Origin of the sequence: Bordetella genomosp. 7 (assembly GCF_002261415.1) — a bacterium.
Lineage (GTDB): Bacteria > Pseudomonadota > Gammaproteobacteria > Burkholderiales > Burkholderiaceae_B > Bordetella_A.
The window spans coordinates 209,260-231,718 of sequence record NZ_NEVI01000014.1; the positions used below are offsets into that span (position 1 = coordinate 209,260).

Below are 22,459 nucleotides of genomic sequence, written 5' to 3' on the forward strand. Positions count from 1 at the left end.
AATTTTCAATCAGGTGCAACCCCCGGCGCTATTGGCGATAACCCGTGTACAACCCGTTATCCGATGGACATCAGACTGGCATTGCCGCCTGCGGCAGCCGTGTTGACGCTGATCGAGCGCTCGGCCAGCAGCAGTTCCTGGGCATAGGCCGCGCCGCCCGCCACGGCGTCGGACGTCAGGCCCTGCACGGTCAGTATCGGGCCGCTGCGCGCGGCGATACGCTGGTTCCAGCCACGCAGAGCATCGCCATCGCCTTCAAACAGTACTGCCTGGAAATCGGCGGTGTCGATCTCGGCATCGCCCACCAGGGTGACTGACGCCCCCGCCCCCTGCGCCTCGCGCCACGCCCGCGCAACCGGCGTGTCCAGGAACAGCGCGAGATTGCCGGTGGCCTGCACGGCGGCGTACTGCGCACGTACGCCGGCTTCGGTGGCGGGCACGCACAGCACCGTGCCGCGCGGCCGCAGCACATAGGTGTTCTGTTCCCCCGTGGGCCCCGGCAGCGCAAGCGTTCTGGGCAACGGGTCCGACGTCGCCACGCACGGCGGCAGGCCCGGCGGGCGAGTGGCCAGCAGCCGATACAGGTACAGCGGGCCGCCCGCCTTGGGGCCGGTGCCCGACAGGCCCTCGCCGCCAAAGGGCTGCACGCCCACGACCGCACCCACGATATTGCGGTTGACGTACACGTTGCCGGCATGCACGCGTTGCGTCACGTCGTTGATGGTTTCGTCGATGCGACTGTGCACGCCGAAGGTCAGGCCATAGCCGGTGGCATTGATCTGCTCGAGCACCTGGTCGAGCTCTTCGCGCCGATAGCGCAGCACGTGCAGCACCGGCCCGAATACTTCGCGCGTCAGCTCGGCGATATTGTCGATTTCGATCAATGTCGGCGGCACGAACGTGCCGTACCGGCAGCCGGGGTCCAGCTCCACCTGGTCGACGCGATGCCCCGCCGACTGCATGGCCTCGATATGGCGCAGGATGTTGTCGCGGGCGTCGACGTCGATGACCGGCCCGACGTCGGTCTTGAGCTGGTCGGGGTTGCCCACGCGCAGCTCGCGCATCGCGCCGCGCAGCATGTGCAGGACGTGGTCGGCGCTGTCTTCCTGCAGGCACAGCACGCGCAGGGCCGAACAGCGCTGGCCCGCCGAATCGAAGGCCGAGTCCAGCACGTCGAACACCACTTGCTCGGCCAGCGCCGAAGAGTCGACGATCATGGCATTCTGCCCGCCCGTCTCGGCGATCAGCGGTATGGTGTGCCCGCGGTCATCCAGCCGCTGTGCAAGCGTGTGCGCGATCAGGCGCGCCACGTCGGTCGACCCCGTGAACATCACCCCATCGATGGCCGGGTGCTGAACCAGTTGCGCGCCTATGGTCTCGCCACGGCCCGGCAACAATTGCACGGCGCCGGCCGGCACACCCGCTTCGCGCAGCACGCGTACCGCCTGCGCGGCAATCAGGCACGTTTGCTCGGCCGGTTTGGCAATGACCGTGTTGCCCGCCACCAGCGCCGCGGCCACCTGGCCGGTAAAAATGGCCAGCGGGAAGTTCCAGGGGCTGATACACAACACCGTGCCCAGCGGACGGTGGGTGTCGTTGTTGAATTCGCGCTCGGCCTGGTCGGCGTAATAGCGCAGGAAGTCCACGGCCTCTCGCACTTCGGCGATGGCGTTGGGCAATGATTTGCCGGCTTCGCGCACGATCAGGCCCAGCAGCGGCTGCATGCCTTCTTCGAGCAGCTGCGCCGCGCGACGCAGGCACTGCGCGCGCTCGCCCACCGGCGTGGATTGCCAGATCGGCGCGGCATTCCCGGCAGCGCTCACCGCCGCATCGACGTCATCGGCGTCGGCTTCGATGACCTGGCCCACCACGTCGCGATGGTCCGCAGGATTGCGCACATCCGTCGCGCGCGCGGCGTCCCATGCCACGCTGGACTCGCCCAGCATGGGCGCCGCCTGCCATGGCGTGGCGGCGCTTCCCAGCAGCGCGGCGGCAAGCGAGCCCAGGCGATGCTCGTTGGTCAGGTCCAGACCGGCCGAGTTGGGTCGCGCGCCACTGCCCGCCGGGCCGTAGAGCTCGCGCGGCAGCGGAATCTTGTCGTGCGGGGCGCCCAGCGGCGCAATGCGCGAGGCCACGTCTACCGGGTCGGCGACCAGTTCGTCCACGGAAATGCTCTCGTCGCCGATCAGGTTCACGAACGAGGTGTTGGCGCCATTTTCGAGCAGGCGCCGCACCAGATAGGCCAGCAAGGTTTCGTGCGTGCCCACCGGCGCGTAGATGCGGCACGGCCGGTTCAGCTTATTCTGCGATACCGGTCCGACGACTTCTTCATACAGAGGCTCGCCCATGCCGTGCAGGCACTGGAATTCGTACTGCCCGGGGTAATAGTTCTGGCCTGCCAGGTGGTACACCGCCGACAATGTGTACGCATTGTGCGTTGCGAACTGCGGATACACGGCTTCGGGCGCGCCCAGCAGCTTGCGCGCGCACGCCAGGTACGACATATCGGTATAGACCTTGCGCGTATACACCGGATAGCCTTCCAGGCCATCGACCTGGGCTCGCTTGATCTCGGTATCCCAGTAGGCGCCCTTGACCAGGCGCACCATGATGCGATGGCGGCTGCGGCGCGCCAGGTCGATGATATAGTCGATGACGAACGGAGCGCGCTTCTGGTAGGCCTGCACCACAAAACCAATGCCGTTCCAGCCCTCGAGCTCGGGCGCCAGGCACAGCGCCTCGAGCAGGTCCAGCGATATTTCGAGACGGTCGGCCTCTTCGGCGTCGATATTCAGCCCGATGTCGTAGCTGCGCGCAAGCACCGTAAGCGCCTTCACGCGGGGCAGCAGCTCTTCCATGACGCGATCGCGCTGGGCGCGCGAATAAGTCGGATGCAGGGCTGAAAGCTTGATCGAAATGCCCGGCCCTTCGTAGATGCCGCGGCCCGCGGCGGCCTTGCCGATGGCGTGGATGGCCTGCTCGTACGAGGCGTAGTAGCGGCTGGCGTCCTCGCTGGTCGTGGCGGCCTCGCCCAGCATGTCGTACGAATAGCGAAAGCCCCGGGCTTCGAGTTTGCGATTGTTGGCCAGCGCTTCGGAAATGGTCTGCCCCGACACGAACTGCTCGCCCATCATGCGCATGGCCAGGTTCACGCCCTTGCGCACCAGGGGCTCGCCCCCTTTGCCAATAAGGCGCGTCAAGGCCTTGGACAACGATTGTTCGCTGTTGACCGCCACCAGCTTGCCGGTCAGCATCAGCCCCCACGTGGCGGCATTGACAAACAACGATTGCGATCCGCCCATATGGGCGCGCCAGTCGCCGCGCGAAATCTTGTCGCGGATCAGCGCATCGCGTGTGGCGCGATCGGGAATGCGCAGCAGCGCCTCGGCCAGGCACATCAGCGCGACGCCTTCCTGGCTCGATAATGAAAATTCGTGTATCAGCCCTTCTACCCCGCCGCCGCGGCCCTTGTCGCGCAGCGCCTGCACCAGGCGCGCGGCCATGGCGTGGATTTTTTCGGCATTGGGCATGCGCGCCTGGCCCAACAGTAACGGCACGCACTCGGGCTCCGGGCGGCGATAGGCGGCCGTGATCGCAGCGCGCAACACCGATTGCGGCTGTACGTCCTGGCCGAACTCGAAAAACGGCGGCGTGACCGGCGCGGTGTCGAGATCGGCGCTGTCGAGATCCGGCTCGTCGGAGCGGGAAAGGTGGGATATTTCGGCAGGCACCTGCCCCCGCTCGATTCTTTCGAGATAAGCCACCAGCGCCTGCTTGTGCAGCCAGTGAGGGGTGCAACCGAGGTTCCGCGCAGCGGCTTTCAAGCGATCACGCAACGAGTCGTCTACTTTGACGCCCAGTGTGGTGCTGGCCATGATTAATGTAATCCTTAGTTCAGTATTCACCCCGCGATACGGGGGTCAGACGGCGGCGTCCGGCCATGCACGCGCGCGGCCGCCGCCAAGAGGGACAACCAAGATACTAAGGAAGATACAACCCGGGTTGTATGATGGTTAACCCGTAAGGGTTTACCCTATGTTGCAGCCCTCGAGCTGCACATTGGCCGCCGCAGGGGTTGCCCGGGCGCCATCCGATCGGATGGCCGAAGCAATGGTGTCGGCCAAGAGGCGCACCGCCTGCTGCTGGGCCTGAACCAGTTCCGATATGCTCCGGCCCGACGGCTCGACCTGCACCAGGGTACGGCACAGCAAGGATTTGCCCTGTTTGTGGTGCACCGGCCGCACCCGCCAGGTGGCATCCAGGCGCGCCGCGGCGTCACCCACGATGTCAAAGCGCTGCACGTCCACCTGTACCCGCCACACCGGCGTGCCCGGCGAGGGCTGCAGGGCCTGCACGTTCAGCGCGCCCAGATCGCGCGTCAGCACATCCGACAGGGCCGACCGGATCTCGTCGGGCAATGGCGCGCTCCAGCGGTGTGAATACAACGGAGTCAGCGAGTTGTCGGTGGCGCGTTCGCGCAGCATGATCTGCGGCTGGTCGGCCTGCATGGGCACGGAAACCGACGCAATTTCGATCTGGAAACCCGCCGGCGCCGCCGGCGAGGGCCGGGCATCACGGGCCGGCTGCAACGTGTAGAACTGCGCGGGCGGCGACGTGCTACAGGCCGAGATCAACGCCGCGGCGGCAAGAAGGGACGCACGGGTATACATACGCATAGGTCAGTTCCTGGAAGCGCCGGGCAACGGATCGGGCCCGCGGCCGCGGATCAGCGCTTGAGGGTTGGCTTGCAGGTAATCGGCCAGGGCCCGGAGCGAACGCGCAGCGCGCCCCAGTTCCTGCATGGCGCGCTCGGCGTTGACGGGCAGCGCGGCATCATTGGCCAGCAATTCGTTGATGTTGTCCAACGACTGCCGAGCCGCCCGCAGCGTGGCACGGGCTTCCGGCGCCAGGCTCTTGTCCAGGTTGTTCATCAGCTTCGACGCGCTCGACAGAGTGCTGCGCAGGTCACGGCCGATTTCCTCGAACGGGATCTTGTCGATCTTGGCAACGATATTGGTAAGTTGCTGCTGCAGTTGTTCGAGGTTGCCCGGCACGGTCGGGATCATGAGCGGGTGCGTCAAGTGGAACTGGACAGGCTCGGCCTTGGGGAAATGCTCGAGCACGACATACAACTGGCCCGTCAGCAGGTTGGCTGTGCGCAACTGCGCGCGCAGACCGTGCTGGATCATGGATGCCAAGAGCTTGCCCTCGGCCCCGCCGCCCTCGCGCCTGGCCCGCTCCTGCACCCGGTCGTAGACCGGACCCAGCCGCTCCGGATACAGCGAAGCGTCCACCACGGCGAAGAAGCGCTTCTTGTCGGAATCGAAATCCACAGTGATCTGCGTGACCTCGCCCAGTGCAATGCCCTGGAAGTCGATCGTGGCGCCCACGCTCAGGCCCCGCACCGACTGGTCAAAGCGCATGCGGATGGGCACCGGGTCGCCGTCGGGGTTGGCCTTGGCGTCGCTTTCACTGGTGTAAAGCTGGAATTCCGTGTCCGGCTTGGCCGGTGTTTCGTCGCTGAGGTTGACCGGGGCGAACGCTACGCCGCCCAGCGCCAGCGATACCAGCGATTGTGTGTGCAGTTTCAGGCCACTGCCGTCAACGGTCAGGTCTACCCCGCTTGCATTCCAGAACCGGGTGCCCGCGGTGACGAACTTGTCGTTGGGCGCATCGATGAAAACCTCGACATTGACGGCCGTGCCGTCGTCGTCGAGCTTGTAGCCGATGACGCGTCCGACGGTAATGCGCCGGAAATACACGGGCGAACCGATATCCAGCGACCCCAGATCGTGGGCCTTGAGCATGAAGCGCTTGCCGGCGCGGTCATGCGTGACCGCCGGCGGCGTTTCCAGGCCGACGAACTCGAATTTGGTGGCGGTGGTGGCGGCGCCCGCCCCGTCTGCCGCGTCCACGCCGATATATGCGCCCGACAGCAGCGTGCCCAGGCCCGACACCCCGCTGAGGCCCAGGCGAGGCCGCACCACCCAGAAATTGGTGCCTTCGGTCGCCAACCCGGCGGCCTCTTTGCTCAACTGGGCCTGCACGATGACCTTGGAGCGGTCGTCGTTGAAACGGATGTTCTCGACGACGCCCACCACCACGTCTTTGTAGCGCACCTGCGTCTTGCCGACTTCCAGCCCTTCGGCGGTATTGAACTCGATGGCCACCTCGGGGCCCACGGCCATCCAGGTGCGTATCACCAGCGACAGGCCCGCCAGCAACGCGACGACTGGAACCAGCCATATCCACGAAACGCGGCGTTGCCTCTTGCGTGCGACTTCAGGCACATCGATGCCGTCTGTGTCGGATGATCGGGTTTGATCGGCCATATCGTGTTTATTTGTAGGGTTATGCCGTATTGTGCCCGCCCGCGGCGAAACCGCGCTCAGTACCTTGTGGTCCGGCGCCTTGCGCCGCGCGGTCCCATGCCAGGCGGGGATCGAAGCTCATGGCCGCCAGCATGGTAAGAATGACCACCAGCCCGAACGCGCCGGCTGCCGGGCCCGCCGATATTTCGAGAATGCCCCGGAAATGCGCGAGGGCGGACAACAATATCACGACGAACACATCCAGCATCGACCACTGGCCGATGAGCTCGACCATCTCGTACAAGCGCGTGCGCTGCCTGAGGTTGGCCTCGCTGCGCCACTGTACCGCGCACGCCAGCACGACCAAGGCCAGTATCTTGGTAAGAGGCACCACGACGCTGGCCACGAACACGATGAGCGCGATGTCCCAGGAGCCGGTTTCCCATAGCTCGACCACACCCCCCAGGATGGTATGACCGCTGTCGCCCAGGATGGAACCGATGTTCATGATGGGCAGCACATTGGCGGGCACGTACAGTACCGAGGCGGCCAGCAGCAACGCCCATGTCCGGCCCAGGCTGTTGGGCTTGCGGTGATGCATGGCGGCATGGCAGCGCACGCACCGGGCCACGCCCGCGTGTCCGGCGTCTGGATGGCCCATGGCCTGCACCTGCCCGCACACATGGCAGCCGGCCAGCACCTGCCCCGGCTCGGGGCTGGGCACGCGCACCGGCACCACCCCCTGCTGCTCGGCATGCCGCCAGATGGCGTGCGGCGACAGCCGGTCGAGCATGGTCAGCAGCACCGTCAGCGCCCCGAACGCGAACAGGCCCGGCGCCGGGCCGACCCGGGCCATGCCGGCGAGTTTGACCACGGACACCACGACGCCCAGCAGGAACACGGGCACCATGCACCAGGGCCGCAACATGCCCAGCAGCCGCATGGCCGGCCGCAATCCGCGCGGCTCGCGCCCGGACGCCAGCGGCACCAGCACCCAGGCGAGCAGGCACAGTTGCGCCAAGGGCAGCATGAAGCCGGCCAGGCCGGTCATCAAGGCCGTGGCCACGTAACCCTGTTGCCAGGTCATGACCACGGCGTCCAGCAGCGACGCCTCGCGCGTCATGCCGCGCACCGACATCTTGATTACGGGGTAGCCGTTGGCCACCACGAACGTGATGAGAGCGGCCAGCGTGAGCGCCAGCCAGCCAGAGAGGGAGATGCGGCTATAGCGCCAGAGAATGGTGCCGCAGCGCGAGCAAGACGCGGTCTCGCCCGGCTGCAGTTCGTGGCGCCTGAAGATATTGGCGCAGTGTTCGCACGAGATCAGGGGCTCGCGTGTCAAATCAATCGACCAGTTCGACTTCCTGCTTGTCGGGCGCCCCCGAACCCGAGGATTTTCCGGAGCCGTTGAAGCTCAGTTTCACCTTGCCGGCGTCATCGAGGTCGACGGTGACCGTGCCGCCATCGGCCAGTTTGCCGAACAGGAGTTCGTCGGCAAGCGCACGGCGGATGGTGTCCTGGATGAGCCGCTGCATCGGACGCGCACCCATGAGCGGGTCGAAGCCCTCTTTGGCCAGGTGCTCGCGCAGCACGTCCGTGAACACGGCGTCGACGCGGCGCTCGTGCAGCTGGTCTTCGAGCTGCATGAGGAACTTGTCGACCACCCGCAGGATGATATCGCGCGACAGCGGCGCGAACGGAATGATGGCGTCGAGCCGGTTGCGGAATTCAGGCGTGAACATGCGCCGGATTTCGGCCATTTCATCGCCAACCACGCGGCTGTTGGAAAACCCGATGGACGGACGGTTCAGCGTCTCGGCGCCCGCGTTGGTGGTCATGATGATGATGACGTTGCGGAAATCGGCCTTGCGCCCGTTGTTGTCGGTAAGGGTGCCGTGGTCCATGACCTGCAGCAGGATGTTGAACACATCCGGATGCGCCTTCTCGATTTCATCGAGCAGCAGCACGCAGTGCGGCTGCTTGGTGATGGCTTCGGTAAGCAGGCCGCCCTGGTCGAAGCCGACATACCCCGGCGGCGCACCGATCAGGCGCGACACCGCGTGGCGTTCCATATATTCGGACATGTCGAAGCGCAGCAGCTCGACACCCATGGTGAACGCCAGTTGGCGCGCCACCTCGGTCTTGCCTACGCCCGTGGGGCCCGAAAACAGGAACGAACCGATCGGACGGTCGGGTTTGCCCAGGCCCGAGCGCGCCATCTTGATGGCGGCGGCCAAGGCTTCGATGGCGGTGTCCTGGCCGAACACGACGGTTTTGAGGTCGCGTTCGAGCGTGGCCAGCTTGCTGCGGTCGTCGTTGGAAACCGACTGCGGCGGGATGCGCGCGATCTTGGACACGATGTTTTCGATGTCGACCTTGCCGATGACTTTTTTCTGGCGCGAGCGCGGCAGCAGTCGCTGCGCGGCGCCGGCTTCGTCGATGACGTCGATGGCCTTGTCGGGCAGGTGCCGATCGTTGATGTAGCGGGCCGAGAGCTCGGCCGCGGCGCTGAGCGCGGCTGCCGAATAACGTACGTTGTGGTGCTCTTCGAAGCGGCTCTTCAGGCCGCGCAGGATCTGCACGGTTTGCTCGACGCTGGGCTCGGACACGTCGATTTTCTGGAAGCGGCGCGACAGGGCGTGGTCTTTTTCGAATACCCCGCGGAATTCGGTATAGGTGGTGGCGCCGATGCACTTGAGCTGCCCGGACGACAGGGCCGGCTTGAGCAGGTTGGATGCATCGAGCGTGCCGCCGGAGGCGGAACCGGCCCCGATGAGCGTGTGGATTTCGTCGATGAACAGGATGGCGTCGGGGTTGCCGCGGATTTGCTTCAGGACGCCCTTGAGGCGCTGTTCGAAATCGCCACGGTATTTGGTGCCGGCCAGCAGCGCGCCCATGTCGAGCGCGTACACATGGGCCCCCTGCAGAATTTCCGGCACTTCGCCGCGCGTGACGCGCCACGCCAAGCCTTCGGCGATGGCGGTCTTGCCCACGCCGGCTTCGCCGACGAGCAGGGGGTTGTTCTTGCGGCGGCGGCACAACACCTGGATGACGCGCTCGACCTCGTGTTCGCGCCCGATAAGGGGATCGATGCGGCCGGCCAGCGCGGCCGCGTTCAGGTCGTTGGCGTACTGATCCAGCGGCGACTGGCGGGATTCGCCCGCTTCCTCGGCGCCTGGCTGCTCTTTCGGGGCGGCCGGGGCGTCTTCCTGCGGCTGCTTGGTGATTCCGTGCGACAGGAAGTTGACGACGTCCAGCCGGGTAACGCCCTGCTGTTGCAGGTAGTACACGGCGTGGGAATCTTTTTCACCGAAGATGGCCACCAGCACGTTGGCGCCGGTGACGGGTTTCTTGCCGGTGCCGCCCGCCGATACATGCATGATGGCGCGCTGGATGACACGCTGAAAGCCCAGCGTGGGCTGGGTGTCGACTTCGGCGCCCGTGGGAATGACGGGCGTGTTCTCGGACACGAACTGGCGCAGGTTGCGACGCAGGTCGTCCAGGTTGGCGGCGCAGGCGCGCAGGACTTCAACAGCCGACGCATTGTCGAGCAGCGACAAAAGCAGATGCTCTACGGTAATGAATTCATGCCGGGCCGAACGGGCCTCGACAAAAGCCATATGCAGGCTGACTTCAAGTTCTTGGGAAATCACGCTTCCTCCGTAACGCATCGAAGCGGTCGAAATACACGATTCATATTCTAAGCTGATCAGGGCGCAACGCCAGCGATTTCAAAAACCACACGATCGTAACGGCCTTGCTCATCCATCGCGGTTAAGGTATAGCGGCCATTGTGCACCATTGCGAGTTTCAACGGCGCCGATGGCGCGCCCTGCTGGCGCACGCGTCCGTTCAGCATCCACCATACCTGACCTCGCGCGCCCTGTACGCTTACATCCAGTACTACTTCTTGCCGGCCCGGTACCGGTCTCAACACCGACCCATTGGCCACGCCTGCCAGGCGCAGCGGGCCCTCGGCAGCGTCGGCGTAGCCGGCAAAGCTCGGCGGCACCGTGTCGTCGAGCGCCCATGCAGCGCGCGGCTGCGTGCACGGGCCGGCCGGCACGCCGCCCTGCCGCCATCCATGCGGCCAGCATGTGATCACGGCGCGGACACTGGACGGGCGCGGCGACCGCGGCGCAACGCCGGCAGGCAATGCCGCGACAAGGTCATGCAGCAGCGGCGCGGCCACGTTCGCGCCGAAAAAACCCGGATTGGGAGTGCCGTCGGGCCGGCCCACCCACACGCCGATGGTCCAGGCATCGGTGACGCCCACGGCCCAGGCGTCGCGAAAGCCGAAACTGGTGCCGGTTTTCCAGGCAAGCGCCCTGCCGGTTTGCAGCAGGGGCCGGTCGGGGTGCCCGCCGCCTTCGAGTATGTCGCGCACGATCCACGCCGCCCCTGCGCTGAACATGCGGGACTCGACACGCGGTTGGGCGGGCGACAGGCGCGGCCGGCCGGCCAGGCCGCCGCGGGCCAGCGCCCGGTATGCGCCCACCAATTCTTCCAATGTGGTGCCGGCCCCGCCCAAAATCAAGCTCAGGTTGGGCGCGGCGCCGTCGGGCAGGCGCAAATGCACGCCGCCGGCCAGCAGCATCGAGGCAAAGCGAGCCGGCCCGACGCGGTCCAGCAGATCGACCGCCGGCACGTTGAGCGAACGCTGCAGCGCCTGCGCCACGCTGACCGGGCCGGAAAACGCCGCCTGGAAATTGCCCGGCGCATACCCGCCGAAGGACAAAGGCGCGTCGAGCAGCAGGCTTTCGGAATGCACCAGGCCGTCGTCCAGCGCCTGCGCGTACAGAAACGGCTTCAGCGTGGACCCCGGGGACCGCACCCCGCGCACCATATCGACGTGCGCATAGCGGGCGGCATCGGAAAAATCGGCCGAGCCCGCGTATGCCTTGATCTCGAGCGTATCGTTGTCCATGACCAACACCGCCATCGACACCCGGGGCGGCAACGCGTCGACGCGGTCGAGCAACATGCCTTCGGTGGTGGCCTGGATGTTGGAATCCAAGGTCGACGCCACCACGGCAGGCCTGCCGCCGGCCTGCTGCTGCGACACCACGAGCCGCTGGGCGGCCAGGGGCGCAAGCCAGCGCGCCCGCAGGGGCGGCGCCACCACGGTTTCGAGCTTGGCATCGGCCACTTCGGCGCCCGTCCAGCCCCTGGCCCGCATACGCTCCAGCACCTTGTCGCGCGCCGCCCGGGCCGCCTGCGGATGTCTGTCGGGCCGCAGGCGGGACGGCGCCTGCGGCAAGGCCGTCAACAGGGCGGCCTCGGCCGGGCTCAGGTCGATGGCCGATTTTCCCAGCCACAGCCGCGCCCCCATTTCCACGCCCTCGACGATGCCGCCCATGGGCGCACGCGCCAGGTACAGGGCCAGGATTTCGTCCTTGCTGTAGTGCCACTCCAGCTGCAGCGCGCGGCCGATCTGGTGCAGCTTGGCCGCCAGCGAGCGCGAAGGCCGCGCCGACAGGTGGGGATCCAGCAAGCGGGCCACCTGCATGGTCAGCGTCGAGCCGCCGGACACGATGCGGCCATGGACGAGCCATTGCCAGCCGGCGCGGGCGAGCGACACCGGATTGACGCCCGGATGCCAATAGAACCAGCGGTCTTCGTAGGCCAGCAGGGTTTCCAGGTAGACAGGCGCGACCTGCGCCGGCGCCACGGGATAACGCCATATGCCATCCCGGCTGGGGTAGGTGCGCAGGGGCGTGCCGTCGGCAGCCACGACCACGACCGCGCCGCCATTGTCGGTGGCCGGCAGCGGAAACAGGCGGTCGAGCGCGAGCAGCAACGCCGCGCCGCCCAGCAGGACCCCGGCCGGCAACGCCAGAATGCGACGCCACCGCCCCCGGGCTAGCGCGTGGCGGCGGCGCCGCGGTCGCGGATCTCGATGTGCGTCCATCGTTCGCCTACGCCTCGCAGTTCCGGCCGGTACATGTCTTCCGCCATGCTGGACGGCACGGCAAAACGCCCCGGCGTGACCACGCGCGCCATATAAAAGATGTCGACCGGGTGGCGGTTCAGCGCAACGGCGGCCACGTATCGGTCGTCGCGGAACTCGCGGTGCTTGATGGCCGGGTTGGTCATGGCGTCGGCCACCCGGGTGCCGCCGATCTTCCAGTCCTGCATGTCGGGGCTTTGCGAGAGGTTCAGGTTCTCTACCTCGAAACCGGCGGGCACGCGATCGACCACCAGCGCGTCGGGCACGGCCTGGTTGGCCGACACGCGCAGCTTTACCACCAGCAGGTCGCCGGTGCGCAGCGCGCCGCCGTCCCACGCACGTCCGTCCGGCAGATACCAGCTGCGCTGCACGCGGATGGCATCGCTGCGCGGCGCAGGCGGCAGTACCGGCGTGCCTTGCAGATCGAGCTCGATGAACAGCGGTTGCGCGCCGGTATTGGTCAGCTGCAGGCCGGCAAGTGCAGCGCCATCCAGTGCGACGGTGCGGTCGGCCGTTCCGGCCAGCGCCTGCGTCCCGGCGGCGGTGGTCAGCGCGGCCGCCCACGGTTGGGTCGCATCGCCACCGGCGGCCTCCGCCGCCAGCAGCAGCGCCATCTGTTCCTGTGTAGAGAAATAGCTGCGCCCTTGCAGGCGGACGTCGAGCTGAGTCAGCCAGCGCTCGCGGCCATCCTGCGCCAACTGGTATTGCACCGCCAGCGCATAGGCCTGCGCGTAGTCGCGCACCGCACTGCCATAGTCGCCGAGCCACTCATCGGCATAGGCGCTGCCCCCATGCCGCCGCATGCCGTACGGACGGTCCAGGGCCTGCTTGACGGCCTGCTCCATCCGCCCGGCGTCGCCCATTAACTGGAATGCTGCCGCCAGCTGCAACAGCGGCAAGGGAGACAGGGCCCTTTCTTGATACCGGTCGTACAGTTGGCGCACCGTGGAAAGCGGCGCCTGGCGATCGCGGGCCAGCGTCAGGGCGGCAGCGGCAAAGCTGGCGAATCGCCGATGGTCGTTGCGCAAGGTGGCCATATCGTCGCGGTCGATGCGCCCGTTGTCCAGATTGCGGCGCAACTGCTCCGGCCAGGTTCCGAAACGCCCGCCGCTTTGCTGCAGCTGTTGCAGCAACCACGCCTGTGACCGCGTCAGCGCGTCATCGGGTATGGCAAAGCCATGGTCGCGCGCGTCCTGCATGAAACCCGCCGCGTATGCCGTCAGCCAGATGTCCTGTGACGAACCGTCGCCCCATAGGGAATAGGCGCCCGATGCGTTGCGCATGCCGGCCAGGCGTGCCAACGCGTTGGCGACCTGCCCGGCGCGTTCCTGCTGCGTGCGTTCGGGCAGGCTGTAGCGCCGCGCTTGCGCATCATCGATCAGGATCCAGGGCACGGCGGCGCTGATCGTTTGCTCTGTGCACCCGTACGGATAGCTGAGCAGCCGCTGCACCAGCCGGGTCACGTTGATGGGTGGACGGTTCGACAGGCTCAGGCTGGCGGTGATGGAATCGGTGTAGTAGCCCGAAATCGATGCGCCGCCCGGCGCGAAACTCTCGCCCGGCGCAAGACGCAGGCGTTGCACCCGGTTTTCGGCGGCATGCGCCGGCTGCACTTGCAGCACGGATTCCCGCACGATGTGCACGGGGCGCGCCCCGCCCTGCCCGTCAATCTGCAAACGCAGCCGTCCCAGGCCGTACGATCCGGTGGCGGTTGCCACAAAGCGCAAGGTGGCGCGTTGGCGGTCTTTCAAGGTTACGCTGCGCACGCCGTCGGCAATTGCGAGCGGGTCGAGCGCGCGCAGGTCGACCCTGACCTGCTGCGTCGCGCCGCTGAGGTTGGTCAGATCCAGCGCCACGGCGGCCTGGTCGCCTGGCGTGATAAATCGCGGCGTACTGAGTTCGGCCACGATGGGAGCTACCACCACCATTTCGGCCTCGGCGCTGCCGTAGCGGTCGTCGGTGAACGCCACTGCCATGAGCCGCAGGGTGCCGTTGAAATCAGGCAGATCCAGCGCAATATCGGCCTGGCCGCTTTCGTCGAGCAGCACAGGGCCGGAAAACAGGTCGACCAGCTTGACCTTGCGAGGCAGGCTGCGGCTGTCGCCGCGCAGGGCTGCATCGCCCCCCCATTTCAGGCGTCCGGTGGCGCCGTCCATTTTCTCGATGAGCTTGCCGTAGATATCGCGCATTTCCGCGGCGTAGCGATGCTTGCCGAAGAAAAAATCCAGCGGATCGGGCGTGGCGTACTGACTGATATTGAGAATGCCCACGTCCACCGCCGACAAGGTTGCCGTGGCCACCCCGCCCGCGGCGCCATCGACCTTGATGCGCACCATGGTGCGCTGCTCGGGCTCTACCTTGGCAGGCGCCTGGAGCGTCACGCCCAGCCGGCGGTCCTCGCTGGCGATGGGCAGGAACGCCAGGCCCACCGCGCGCGCCGGCGTGACGCGGTCGCCCTCGCTGCCGGGGCGGAACACCACGGCCGACACATACAGGTCATGTCGTTTCCAGGCGGGGTCGACAGGAATGTCCAGGACGGTGCCGGTGGCCTGCACCGCAAGCCAGCGCGACCACAACATGCGGTCACCCTCGACCGTCACCAGCGCATGCCCGTCATGCGGAGGCGTCACCGTCAGCCGGACGCTATCGCCCAGCCGCGCCGGCACGCCTTCGAGCTTCATTTGCACGCGGTCCGGCCGGTTGCCTACCGCGTCCGCGTCCTGCGCCCCCCAGCCGGCATAGAAGCGATAGCGCATCACTTGCCCCGTCTGCGGGTCGGCTATCTCGAGCCGGTAGCGGCCCCACCCTACCGGCAGGCTCAGCGAGGTGCGGTCCGGCAGCGCGATGACGCGCGATTCCACCAGTTCTTCGGAGTCGGTATAGCCGCTGTTCCAGCCCCGCTGATCGTCATAGCGCCAGTAATACCGGCGGTGTTCGCGGTACAGCCGCAATTGGGCCTCGGCCAGCGGTGCGACCTTGCCTGCGGCGTCGACACGCACCACTTCGAACGAGGCCGGCGCGCCTTCGCGCGCCACGTCATTGTCAAAGAGCGGCCGTATGGCAATGAGCTCGGCGGCCGGCCACACTGTGCGCTCGATGGAGCGCACCACCGGCCGCCCGCCCGATTCGAGCAGGCTCGCAGACAGCCGCACGCGCAACGGCGAATGGGCCACGCCGGCGCCCTGGGGATCTACCGTCAGGTGCGCTGCGCCCTGCGCGTCCAGCTCGCCCTGCGGCAGTTCTTCGTAATGGCGCAGCGTGTCATCGGCGGCGTCGCCGAACAGAAAACCGGGCCACTGCTCGGCCAGGGGATAGCGGTCGCGGCGCACCTGGAAGCTGGCAAGCAGGCGGTTGCCCGCCGCCGGCGCGCCGTACAGATAGTCGCCTTGCACATCGATGTGCCAGGGTTCGCCCGGCGACAGCACGGCCTGCCGGGATTCCAGCCGCAGCTTCATGCGTTCGGGCAGGAATTCTTCCACCTGGAACCACCACGCTGCATCGGGAACGCGGCTGGCCGGATCCACCCGCAGCTCCAGCAGCCATTTGCCGGTTTGCGCATCGGGCGGCAGGTTGATCGGGTGCTCGACATACCCGCCCGCCTGCCCGGAAGGCTGCCACAACTCGCTGCGCACCACGCGGCCGTCAGGACGCTTCAGGGTGGCGGTAAGCGGCGCCGCCGCAAGCGCGCGGCCATCGGGGTCGCGCGGCAGCACCGACACCTGGAAGGATTCGCCGGGCCGGTAGAGATCCCGGCCGGCATACACAAACAGATTGTTGGGCCTGGACGGATGGCCGCCTATGTCGTATTCGGACAAATCGAGCGCGGGCTCGCCCAGCGCCAGCACGGTCAGCTCGGCTCCGCGCACCGCGCGCAGCAGGCGGGCGCGCGACGAGTCGCCGTCAAAGCTCACATGCCCCGAAGAATCGGCGCGCGTCCGCCCCAACACCTTGCCCGATGCGTCCACCAGCTCGACCTCAGTATCGGTCAGCGGCTGGCCCGAACGCAGCGACATGGTAAAGGCTTCGATGCGATCGGCGTAGCGCCGCGCATGCAGCCCGATGTCGCTGACGTAGAAGTACGTGACCTGGTATTCGTAGCGAAAGCGCCCCGGCTCGCTCATGACCGCCACATAGATGCCCGGCTCGCGCAACTCGGCAATGTTCTCGACCGGAAGATATGTGACATGCCGGCGGTTGGGACGGTCATCGGTCAGGAAACGGCCCTGGTAGACACTGGTGGTCAGGCTGTGCAGCCGGTCCAGGTCCCAGTTGCTGACCGAGCCCTTCAGGCTGCGGTTATCGGCATAGCGCCATTCGTCGTCCTCGTTGTCCTCGCCGTTATCGGCCCGGCTGTCGCGCAGGCCCAGCACCCTGTCGAAAAAGTCCGGCATGCGCTCGGGCGCGACGCGCAGGAACTGCACGTCTACCTCGGGGATATTTACGGTAGTGATGGGAAGGCCGCCGTTCTGCCCGGCCGGCAGCACCACGCCACGGCTGGCAAAATAGAACGAAGGCGGCATGGCCGGAGTCTGCACCGTGCATTGGTGGCCGGCGCCCAGCGTCGCACCCTGCGCACCCGGCATAGCGGCCTGAATCCGCACCGCGTAGCTGCGCTGCGGCTGCACGTAGGGAAAGTACACCATGCGCGGGTTGTCACCCACTACCCAGGCGCCCTGCACCGGCTTGCCCGGGCCGGGGTTCGTATCATTGCCCTTGCCTGCGGCAGCGGAACCGGTCGTGCCGCCTTCGCCCTCGTCTTTGGCAGGCCCCGCGTCCATCACCGAAAAAAAGCTGTCCAGCGATGCCCGGCGATCCACCAGCTGGGTGAAAGTCACGGCCAGGGCCAGGGTATCGTTGTACTCGCGCGCCTGGCAGTCCAGCACGCCAAACGGATCGGCGCGCCCCACCGTGGCAGCCGGCGGCATGGCAGGCGAAGCCGCCGAAGGCGGTTTGTCTGCGGAACTGCCGGCCTGGCCGGAGGTGCCGTACGTGGGCGGCACGACAGCGCGGCCCGCCAGCCACCCCATTCCCAGCGCGACGGCAAGCAATACCGCCAGGATACCGAGTGTTCCCCTTTTCTGACTCATGACATGCCTTATGCAGCGTATGCGGGCGCGGCGCGCCCCGGACCGGCGACAGGCATGCGCCCGCGGCCAAGCAGGTACAGCGGGTCTTTCTATTCTTGTACGGGTTCCATGACACACTGCAGCGGATGCTGGCGCGCGCGCGCGTACTGGGATACTTGCGCGATGCGCGTGGCGGCCACGTCGCGGGGATACACCCCACAGGCGCCGCGGCCTTCATGGTGCACCTGCAACATGATGCGCGTGGCGTCTTCCGGGTTCTTGCCGAAGAACTTCTGCAGGACCTTCACGACGAATTCCATCGGCGTGTAGTCATCATTGAGCAGCACCACTTGATACATCGGCGGCGGCGCGGCGCGGGCGGGCGCCTTCTCCACATGCAAGTCGTGCTGGCTATCCAAGGTGGTACTCATAAGGCGGGATTCTATTGAAACTGGGGCCGACAACGCCAGTACTTAGCCAAAGTTATACGGAGAAATGCGTAGTTTCCATACTTGACTCGTTACAGAAAAGCAGAGCATTATCGGCGCATTCGGGGGCGGGTCGCCGCGGCGACGTGCGCCCGGAAGCCGGAAGGCTCCGGTGTGGCCGCTGCCTTCTGTCAAACATACGATTCAATGAGGCAGTCCGCATGTCTGATACGACCGCAACCGCCGTCCAAGGGGACAATCCCAAATCGACGGGTACCGTCAAATGGTTCAACGATGCGAAGGGTTTCGGCTTCATAACGCCCGATGACGGCGGTGAAGATTTGTTCGCGCATTTTTCGTCCATCCAGATGAACGGTTTCAAGACCCTGAAAGAAGGCCAGAAAGTGGCTTTCGAAATCATCCAGGGCCCTAAAGGCAAGCAGGCACTGAATATTACGTCGGCCTGACGCCCATTATCTGCTGTACAGCGCCGCACGCGGGCCGGCAGGCCGGCGCTGCGGCGTTAATGCCCGGGCGGGGCGCAATGCCCCGCCCTGCTGTTATTGTCCGCCGTTTTCCCGCTACATGTCGACCCATCGCCCGTTGTCTTTGCCTCGCCTGTTGACGGGTGCGGCCGCCGTTGTTGCCTTGTGGCTGGGCCTGCCGTGCCATACAAACGCGCAATCCGGCCCCGTCACCGCCCAGCCGCCGCTGCCCGTGGCCAAGCTCACCGCAGGCATCCACGTCATCCAGGCCGAACTCGCCGATACCGAAGAATCCCGTCGCATCGGACTGATGCACCGGCAGAGCCTGCCCGACAACAACGGCATGCTGTTCGTATTCGACTCGCCGGACCTGCAGTGCTTCTGGATGCGCAACACGCCCCTGCCGTTGTCCATCGCCTTTATCGCCGATGACGGCGTGATCGTGAACATTGCCGACATGGCGCCCCAGACCGACGACGCGCACTGTTCGGCGCGGCCGGTGCGCTATGCGCTGGAAATGGCCCAGGGCTGGTATGCCAGGCGCGGCATCAAAGCAGGGAATCTGATCAAGGGCCTGCCGCGCAATTGAGCGGCCGTCAAACAAAAAGAGCCGGCAAGCCGGCTCTTTTTGCGCATGCCGGACGATTACACGCGCTCGAGCACCAGCGCGATGCCCTGGCCCACGCCGATGCACATGGTGCACAACGCGTAACGCCCGCCGGTGCGGTGCAATTGGTTTACGGCAGTCGTGGCCAGGCGGGCGCCGCTGGCCCCCAGCGGGTGCCCCAGCGCGATGGCGCCCCCGTTGGGGTTGACGCGAGGATCGTCATCGGCAATGCCCAGATCGCGCAACACGGCCAGGCCCTGGGCCGCGAAGGCCTCGTTCAATTCGATGACATCGATCTGGTCCAGCTTCAAACCGGTGAGCTCGAGCACCTTGCGCGTGGCCGGCGCGGGGCCCATGCCCATGATGCGGGGCGCCACGCCGGCGGTGGCCATGCCGACAACCCTGGCGCGCGGGGTCAGCCCATGGCGGGCTGCGCCCCGCTCGTCGGCCAGCAGCAGCGCGGCCGCGCCGTCGTTGACGCCCGAGGCATTGCCCGCCGTTACCGTGCCGCCTTCACGCACGACGCCTTTCAGGCGCGCCAGGGATTCAAGGCTGGTCTGGCGCGGATGCTCGTCTTTATCGACGATGACCGGATCGCCTTTTTTCTGCGCGATCGACACCGGGGTGATCTCGGCGTCGAAAAAGCCTTCCTGCTGCGCGCGGGCGGTTTTTTGCTGGCTCGCCAGGGCGAACTTGTCCTGGTCTTCGCGGCTGATGTTGAAATCGTCCGCCACGTTTTCGGCGGTTTCAGGCATCGAGTCCACGCCGTACTGTGCCTTCATGAGCTTGTTGACGAAGCGCCATCCGATGGTGGTGTCATAGATGGCGGCATCGCGCGAAAAGGCCGTATTGGCCTTTCCCATGACAAAGGGCGCACGCGTCATGCTTTCCACGCCGCCGGCCAGCATCAGGCCGGCTTCGCCGGCACGGATGGCGCGCGCGGCGGTGCCCACGGCATCCAGCCCCGAGCCGCAGAGACGGTTGAGCGTGGCGCCCGGAACTTCGATAGGCAGCCCGGCCAGCAGCGCGGCCATGCGAGCCACGTTGCGGTTATCTTCGCCGGCCTGGTTGGCGCAGCCCAGGATGACGTCGGTCAGTTCTTCCCAATGCACACCGGGATTGCGCGCCATCAGTGCCTTGATGGGAATGGCGGCCAGGTCGTCGGCGCGCACCGGCGCCAGGGCGCCGCCGTAGCGGCCGAAAGGAGTACGGATGGCATCGCAGATGTAGGCATGCACAGTCATGGGTCTGGCTCGACAGTAGATAAAAAGTCTTGGACTCAGCGATGTTACGTCAGGCGCCGGCGGCGCAGTGCGACAGCGGCCGCGCCTGTCCGCATGGCGGACATTGCCCGCCTAGCGAACACCAGCCGGACACTACGGGGCGCGCTCGCGGCCCGCACGCGCCGCGTCGAGCTGCGCCTGGCGGCGGAAGCGCCCTGCGGCAAAGTGGTAGAACGGCTGCGGGCAGAACTGGCGCGCAACCAGCGATGCGGATAGCGAGCCGATCAACAGCCAGAACAGCATTGGCTGGCTGCCGGTCATTTCCATCACGATTACGCTGGCCGTCAGCGGAGATTGGGTGGCTGCGGCCAGGAATGCCGCCATGGATATCAGCACCAGTACGCGCCGGTCGATGTCCCCGCCTGCCAGGTCCCACAAATGCTGGCCGACGCCGGCGCCGGCGGTGAGCGCGGGTGTGAAGATGCCGCCGGGAATACCGGCCCAGTACGACACCACGGTAGCGGCGATCTTCGCCAGGCCGAACGCCGCCGGGCCTTCGGACTCGCCAGCCAGCAGGCCGCCCGCCACGGCGTAGCCCGTGCCGTACACCGTGTGCTGGCTGAGCGCGCCCAATACGGCCAGCGCCAGGCCCATCGCCGCCGCAGTCCAGATCGGGTGCGAACGGATCCAGGCGCGCCATGCTGCAGGCGCCATGCCCGCAGGCCCCTTGCTCAGCAGGCGCCCGAACACACCGCCCAGAATGCCGTTGACCAGCCCGCACAGCAACACCCACAACGCCATATAGTGAGGCAATGCCTCACCCTGGAAGATGCCGAAATAAGGGTTGTTGCCCGCCAGCGCCACGACCAGGAAACCCGAAGCCAGCACCCCTATCAGCACCAGCCGCTGCCAGCGCAACACCGTGCCGCGCCCGAGTTCTTCGATGGCGAAGATCACGCCGGCCAGCGGCGCATTGAACGCTGCGGCCAGGCCCCCTGCCGCGCCCGCGGCCAACAGCTCGTTGGCATGAAAACCCCGCAGCGGCACGCCCAGCCGCTGCCAGAAGCGGCCCCAGGCCAGCATCAGCGCGGCGCCGACCTGAACCGACGGACCTTCGCGCCCGGCCGAAGCGCCGGCCGCCAGACCCAGGAAGGTAAGCGGAATCTTCCACAACGTCTGGCGCAGCGACACCAGGCTCGTCTGCGCCGGCCCGGGCGCCATCGACAACGCGCCGATTACCTGCGGAATGCCGCTGCCCGCCGCATTGGGCGCAAGCCGGATGGTGGCCCAGCGCAACAAGGCAAACGCCGCAGGAATCAGGATGAATGCCGCCCAACCGTAATCGGCCACCCAGGCGCGGTTCCACTCCAGCGCCAGATCGGCCAGTTGGGCAAAAGCCAGCGCGACCAACGCCACCAGCGCGGCGCCGCCCAGCAACAACATCAGGGGCATGCTCTTGCGAGACAGCCGCCGGGTCTGGCGCGCCTTGCGGCGCGCAACGATAAGCAAACGCGAAGACACTGAATGCGATATCGACATGGGGCACGGGGAACAGGAATGCTGCGTCCGGCGCGGCGCAGCCAGGCGCTACCTTACCATCGGGCCGACGGGTCTGGCGGTGTCGCGCCGGCTGCGCCGCCAATAAAAAACGCCCGGCCGGGGCCGGGCGCCTTGCCAGACACTGATGCTCGGGATCAGGCGTAGTTCTTTGCCGCGAAGTCCCAGTTGACCAGCGCCCAGAAGTTTTCCAGGTACTTGGGTCGCGCGTTGCGATAGTCGATGTAGTAGGCGTGTTCCCACACATCACAGGTCAGCAGGGGCTTGTCGTCGGTGGTCAGCGGCGTGGCGGCATTGCTGGTGTTGACGATATCGAGCGAGCCGTCGGCCTTCTTTACCAGCCAGGTCCAGCCCGAACCGAAGTTGCCGGCGGCGGACTTGTTGAAGGCTTCCTTGAAGGCGTCGAAGCTGCCCCATTTGGCGTTGATGGCGTCGGCCAGTGCGCCCGAGGGTGCGCCGCCGGCGTTGGGAGCCAGGCTGTTCCAGTAGAACGTGTGGTTCCAGACCTGCGCTGCATTGTTGAAAATGCCGCCCGACGACTTCTTGACGATTTCTTCGAGCGTGGCGTTTTCGAATTCGGTGCCGGGAACCAGGTTGTTCAGGTTCGTGACGTAAGTCTGGTGGTGCTTGCCGTAGTGAAACTCGAGCGTTTCTTTCGAGATGTGCGGAGCCAATGCATCCAGGGCATAAGGCAGGGGGGGAAGAGTATGTGCCATTTGGGTTCCTTCTTTGTTGAGTGCACGATCAAGCGCTGCCATTGTATCGGCCTTGGCCGGCGTGCGGCAGCTTAACCCTGTTCGGGCGCAGGAATAGCGTCGCCAGGCGGCGATGC

At 66.4% G+C, this 22,459-nt stretch carries 13 protein-coding genes; 2 read left to right on the top strand and 11 right to left on the bottom strand.

What is annotated here, in order from left to right; all coding sequences use genetic code 11:
* Positions 1-56: 56 nt before the first annotated feature.
* The 8 genes from putA to clpS form a co-directional block, all read right to left on the bottom strand.
* Positions 57-3,875, bottom strand: a complete 3,819-nt coding sequence (putA, locus tag CAL18_RS07935) for a trifunctional transcriptional regulator/proline dehydrogenase/L-glutamate gamma-semialdehyde dehydrogenase (protein WP_094817652.1) — start codon at positions 3,873-3,875, stop codon at positions 57-59.
* 153 nt (positions 3,876-4,028) lie between these two features.
* On the bottom strand, positions 4,029-4,676 hold the full coding sequence (locus CAL18_RS07940; RefSeq protein WP_026637998.1) for a PqiC family protein: 648 nt from the start codon (positions 4,674-4,676) through the stop codon (positions 4,029-4,031).
* Positions 4,677-4,679: 3 nt separating this feature from the next.
* Positions 4,680-6,332, bottom strand: a complete 1,653-nt coding sequence (locus CAL18_RS07945) for an intermembrane transport protein PqiB (RefSeq protein ID WP_026637999.1) — start codon at positions 6,330-6,332, stop codon at positions 4,680-4,682.
* A 19-nt stretch (positions 6,333-6,351) separates the two neighbouring features.
* Positions 6,352-7,653, bottom strand: coding sequence for a paraquat-inducible protein A (locus tag CAL18_RS07950; protein ID WP_026638000.1), 1,302 nt, complete (start codon positions 7,651-7,653; stop codon positions 6,352-6,354).
* A 1-nt stretch (position 7,654) separates the two neighbouring features.
* On the bottom strand, positions 7,655-9,964 hold the full coding sequence (clpA, locus tag CAL18_RS07955) for an ATP-dependent Clp protease ATP-binding subunit ClpA (protein WP_026638001.1): 2,310 nt from the start codon (positions 9,962-9,964) through the stop codon (positions 7,655-7,657).
* 56 nt (positions 9,965-10,020) lie between these two features.
* Complete coding sequence (gene pbpC / locus CAL18_RS07960; protein ID WP_038851861.1) at positions 10,021-12,222, bottom strand: penicillin-binding protein 1C; 2,202 nt, start codon at positions 12,220-12,222, stop codon at positions 10,021-10,023.
* The gene (locus CAL18_RS07965; protein WP_081745592.1) at positions 12,174-17,348 is read right to left on the bottom strand and encodes an MG2 domain-containing protein; all 5,175 of its coding nucleotides are present in this window, start codon (positions 17,346-17,348) and stop codon (positions 12,174-12,176) included. Before CAL18_RS07965 ends, pbpC begins: the two co-directional genes overlap by 49 nt.
* Before the next feature lie 89 nt (positions 17,349-17,437).
* A complete protein-coding gene (clpS, locus tag CAL18_RS07970; protein ID WP_026638004.1) occupies positions 17,438-17,758 on the bottom strand; it encodes an ATP-dependent Clp protease adapter ClpS in 321 nt (106 codons plus the stop codon).
* Between the two features lie 218 nt (positions 17,759-17,976).
* Between clpS and CAL18_RS07975 the strand changes: the two genes are divergently transcribed.
* Positions 17,977-18,222 carry a cold-shock protein gene (locus CAL18_RS07975; RefSeq protein WP_012249572.1) on the top strand — a complete coding sequence of 82 codons (246 nt, stop codon included), beginning with the start codon at positions 17,977-17,979 and terminating at the stop codon, positions 18,220-18,222.
* A gap of 118 nt (positions 18,223-18,340) precedes the next feature.
* Positions 18,341-18,829: a DUF192 domain-containing protein gene (locus tag CAL18_RS07980; RefSeq protein WP_026638005.1), complete on the top strand. Its 489-nt coding sequence runs from the start codon at positions 18,341-18,343 to the stop codon at positions 18,827-18,829.
* 56 nt (positions 18,830-18,885) lie between these two features.
* On the opposite strand, the gene pcaF is transcribed toward CAL18_RS07980, so the two are convergent.
* From pcaF to sodB, 3 genes are all read right to left on the bottom strand, one after another.
* Positions 18,886-20,091, bottom strand: a complete 1,206-nt coding sequence (gene pcaF, locus CAL18_RS07985; RefSeq protein ID WP_026638006.1) for a 3-oxoadipyl-CoA thiolase — start codon at positions 20,089-20,091, stop codon at positions 18,886-18,888.
* Between the two features lie 132 nt (positions 20,092-20,223).
* Positions 20,224-21,609 carry a chloride channel protein gene (locus tag CAL18_RS07990; RefSeq protein ID WP_051423587.1) on the bottom strand — a complete coding sequence of 462 codons (1,386 nt, stop codon included), beginning with the start codon at positions 21,607-21,609 and terminating at the stop codon, positions 20,224-20,226.
* A 155-nt stretch (positions 21,610-21,764) separates the two neighbouring features.
* The gene (gene sodB, locus CAL18_RS07995) at positions 21,765-22,343 is read right to left on the bottom strand and encodes a superoxide dismutase [Fe] (RefSeq protein ID WP_026638008.1); all 579 of its coding nucleotides are present in this window, start codon (positions 22,341-22,343) and stop codon (positions 21,765-21,767) included.
* Positions 22,344-22,459 lie beyond the last annotated feature (116 nt).

Bases quoted from the DNA above. Each gene is read 5' to 3' on its own strand.
- putA (WP_094817652.1), bottom strand. From the start codon at position 3,875: ATGGCCAGCACCACACTGGGCGTCAAAGTAGACGACTCGTTGCGTGAT.
- CAL18_RS07940 (WP_026637998.1), bottom strand. From the start codon at position 4,676: ATGCGTATGTATACCCGTGCGTCCCTTCTTGCCGCCGCGGCGTTGATC.
- CAL18_RS07945 (WP_026637999.1), bottom strand. From the start codon at position 6,332: ATGGCCGATCAAACCCGATCATCCGACACAGACGGCATCGATGTGCCT.
- pbpC (WP_038851861.1), bottom strand. From the start codon at position 12,222: ATGGACGCACATCGAGATCCGCGACCGCGGCGCCGCCGCCACGCGCTA.
- CAL18_RS07965 (WP_081745592.1), bottom strand. From the start codon at position 17,348: ATGAGTCAGAAAAGGGGAACACTCGGTATCCTGGCGGTATTGCTTGCC.
- clpS (WP_026638004.1), bottom strand. From the start codon at position 17,758: ATGAGTACCACCTTGGATAGCCAGCACGACTTGCATGTGGAGAAGGCG.
- CAL18_RS07975 (WP_012249572.1), top strand. From the start codon at position 17,977: ATGTCTGATACGACCGCAACCGCCGTCCAAGGGGACAATCCCAAATCG.
- CAL18_RS07980 (WP_026638005.1), top strand. From the start codon at position 18,341: ATGTCGACCCATCGCCCGTTGTCTTTGCCTCGCCTGTTGACGGGTGCG.
- pcaF (WP_026638006.1), bottom strand. From the start codon at position 20,091: ATGACTGTGCATGCCTACATCTGCGATGCCATCCGTACTCCTTTCGGC.
- CAL18_RS07990 (WP_051423587.1), bottom strand. From the start codon at position 21,609: ATGTCGATATCGCATTCAGTGTCTTCGCGTTTGCTTATCGTTGCGCGC.
- sodB (WP_026638008.1), bottom strand. From the start codon at position 22,343: ATGGCACATACTCTTCCCCCCCTGCCTTATGCCCTGGATGCATTGGCT.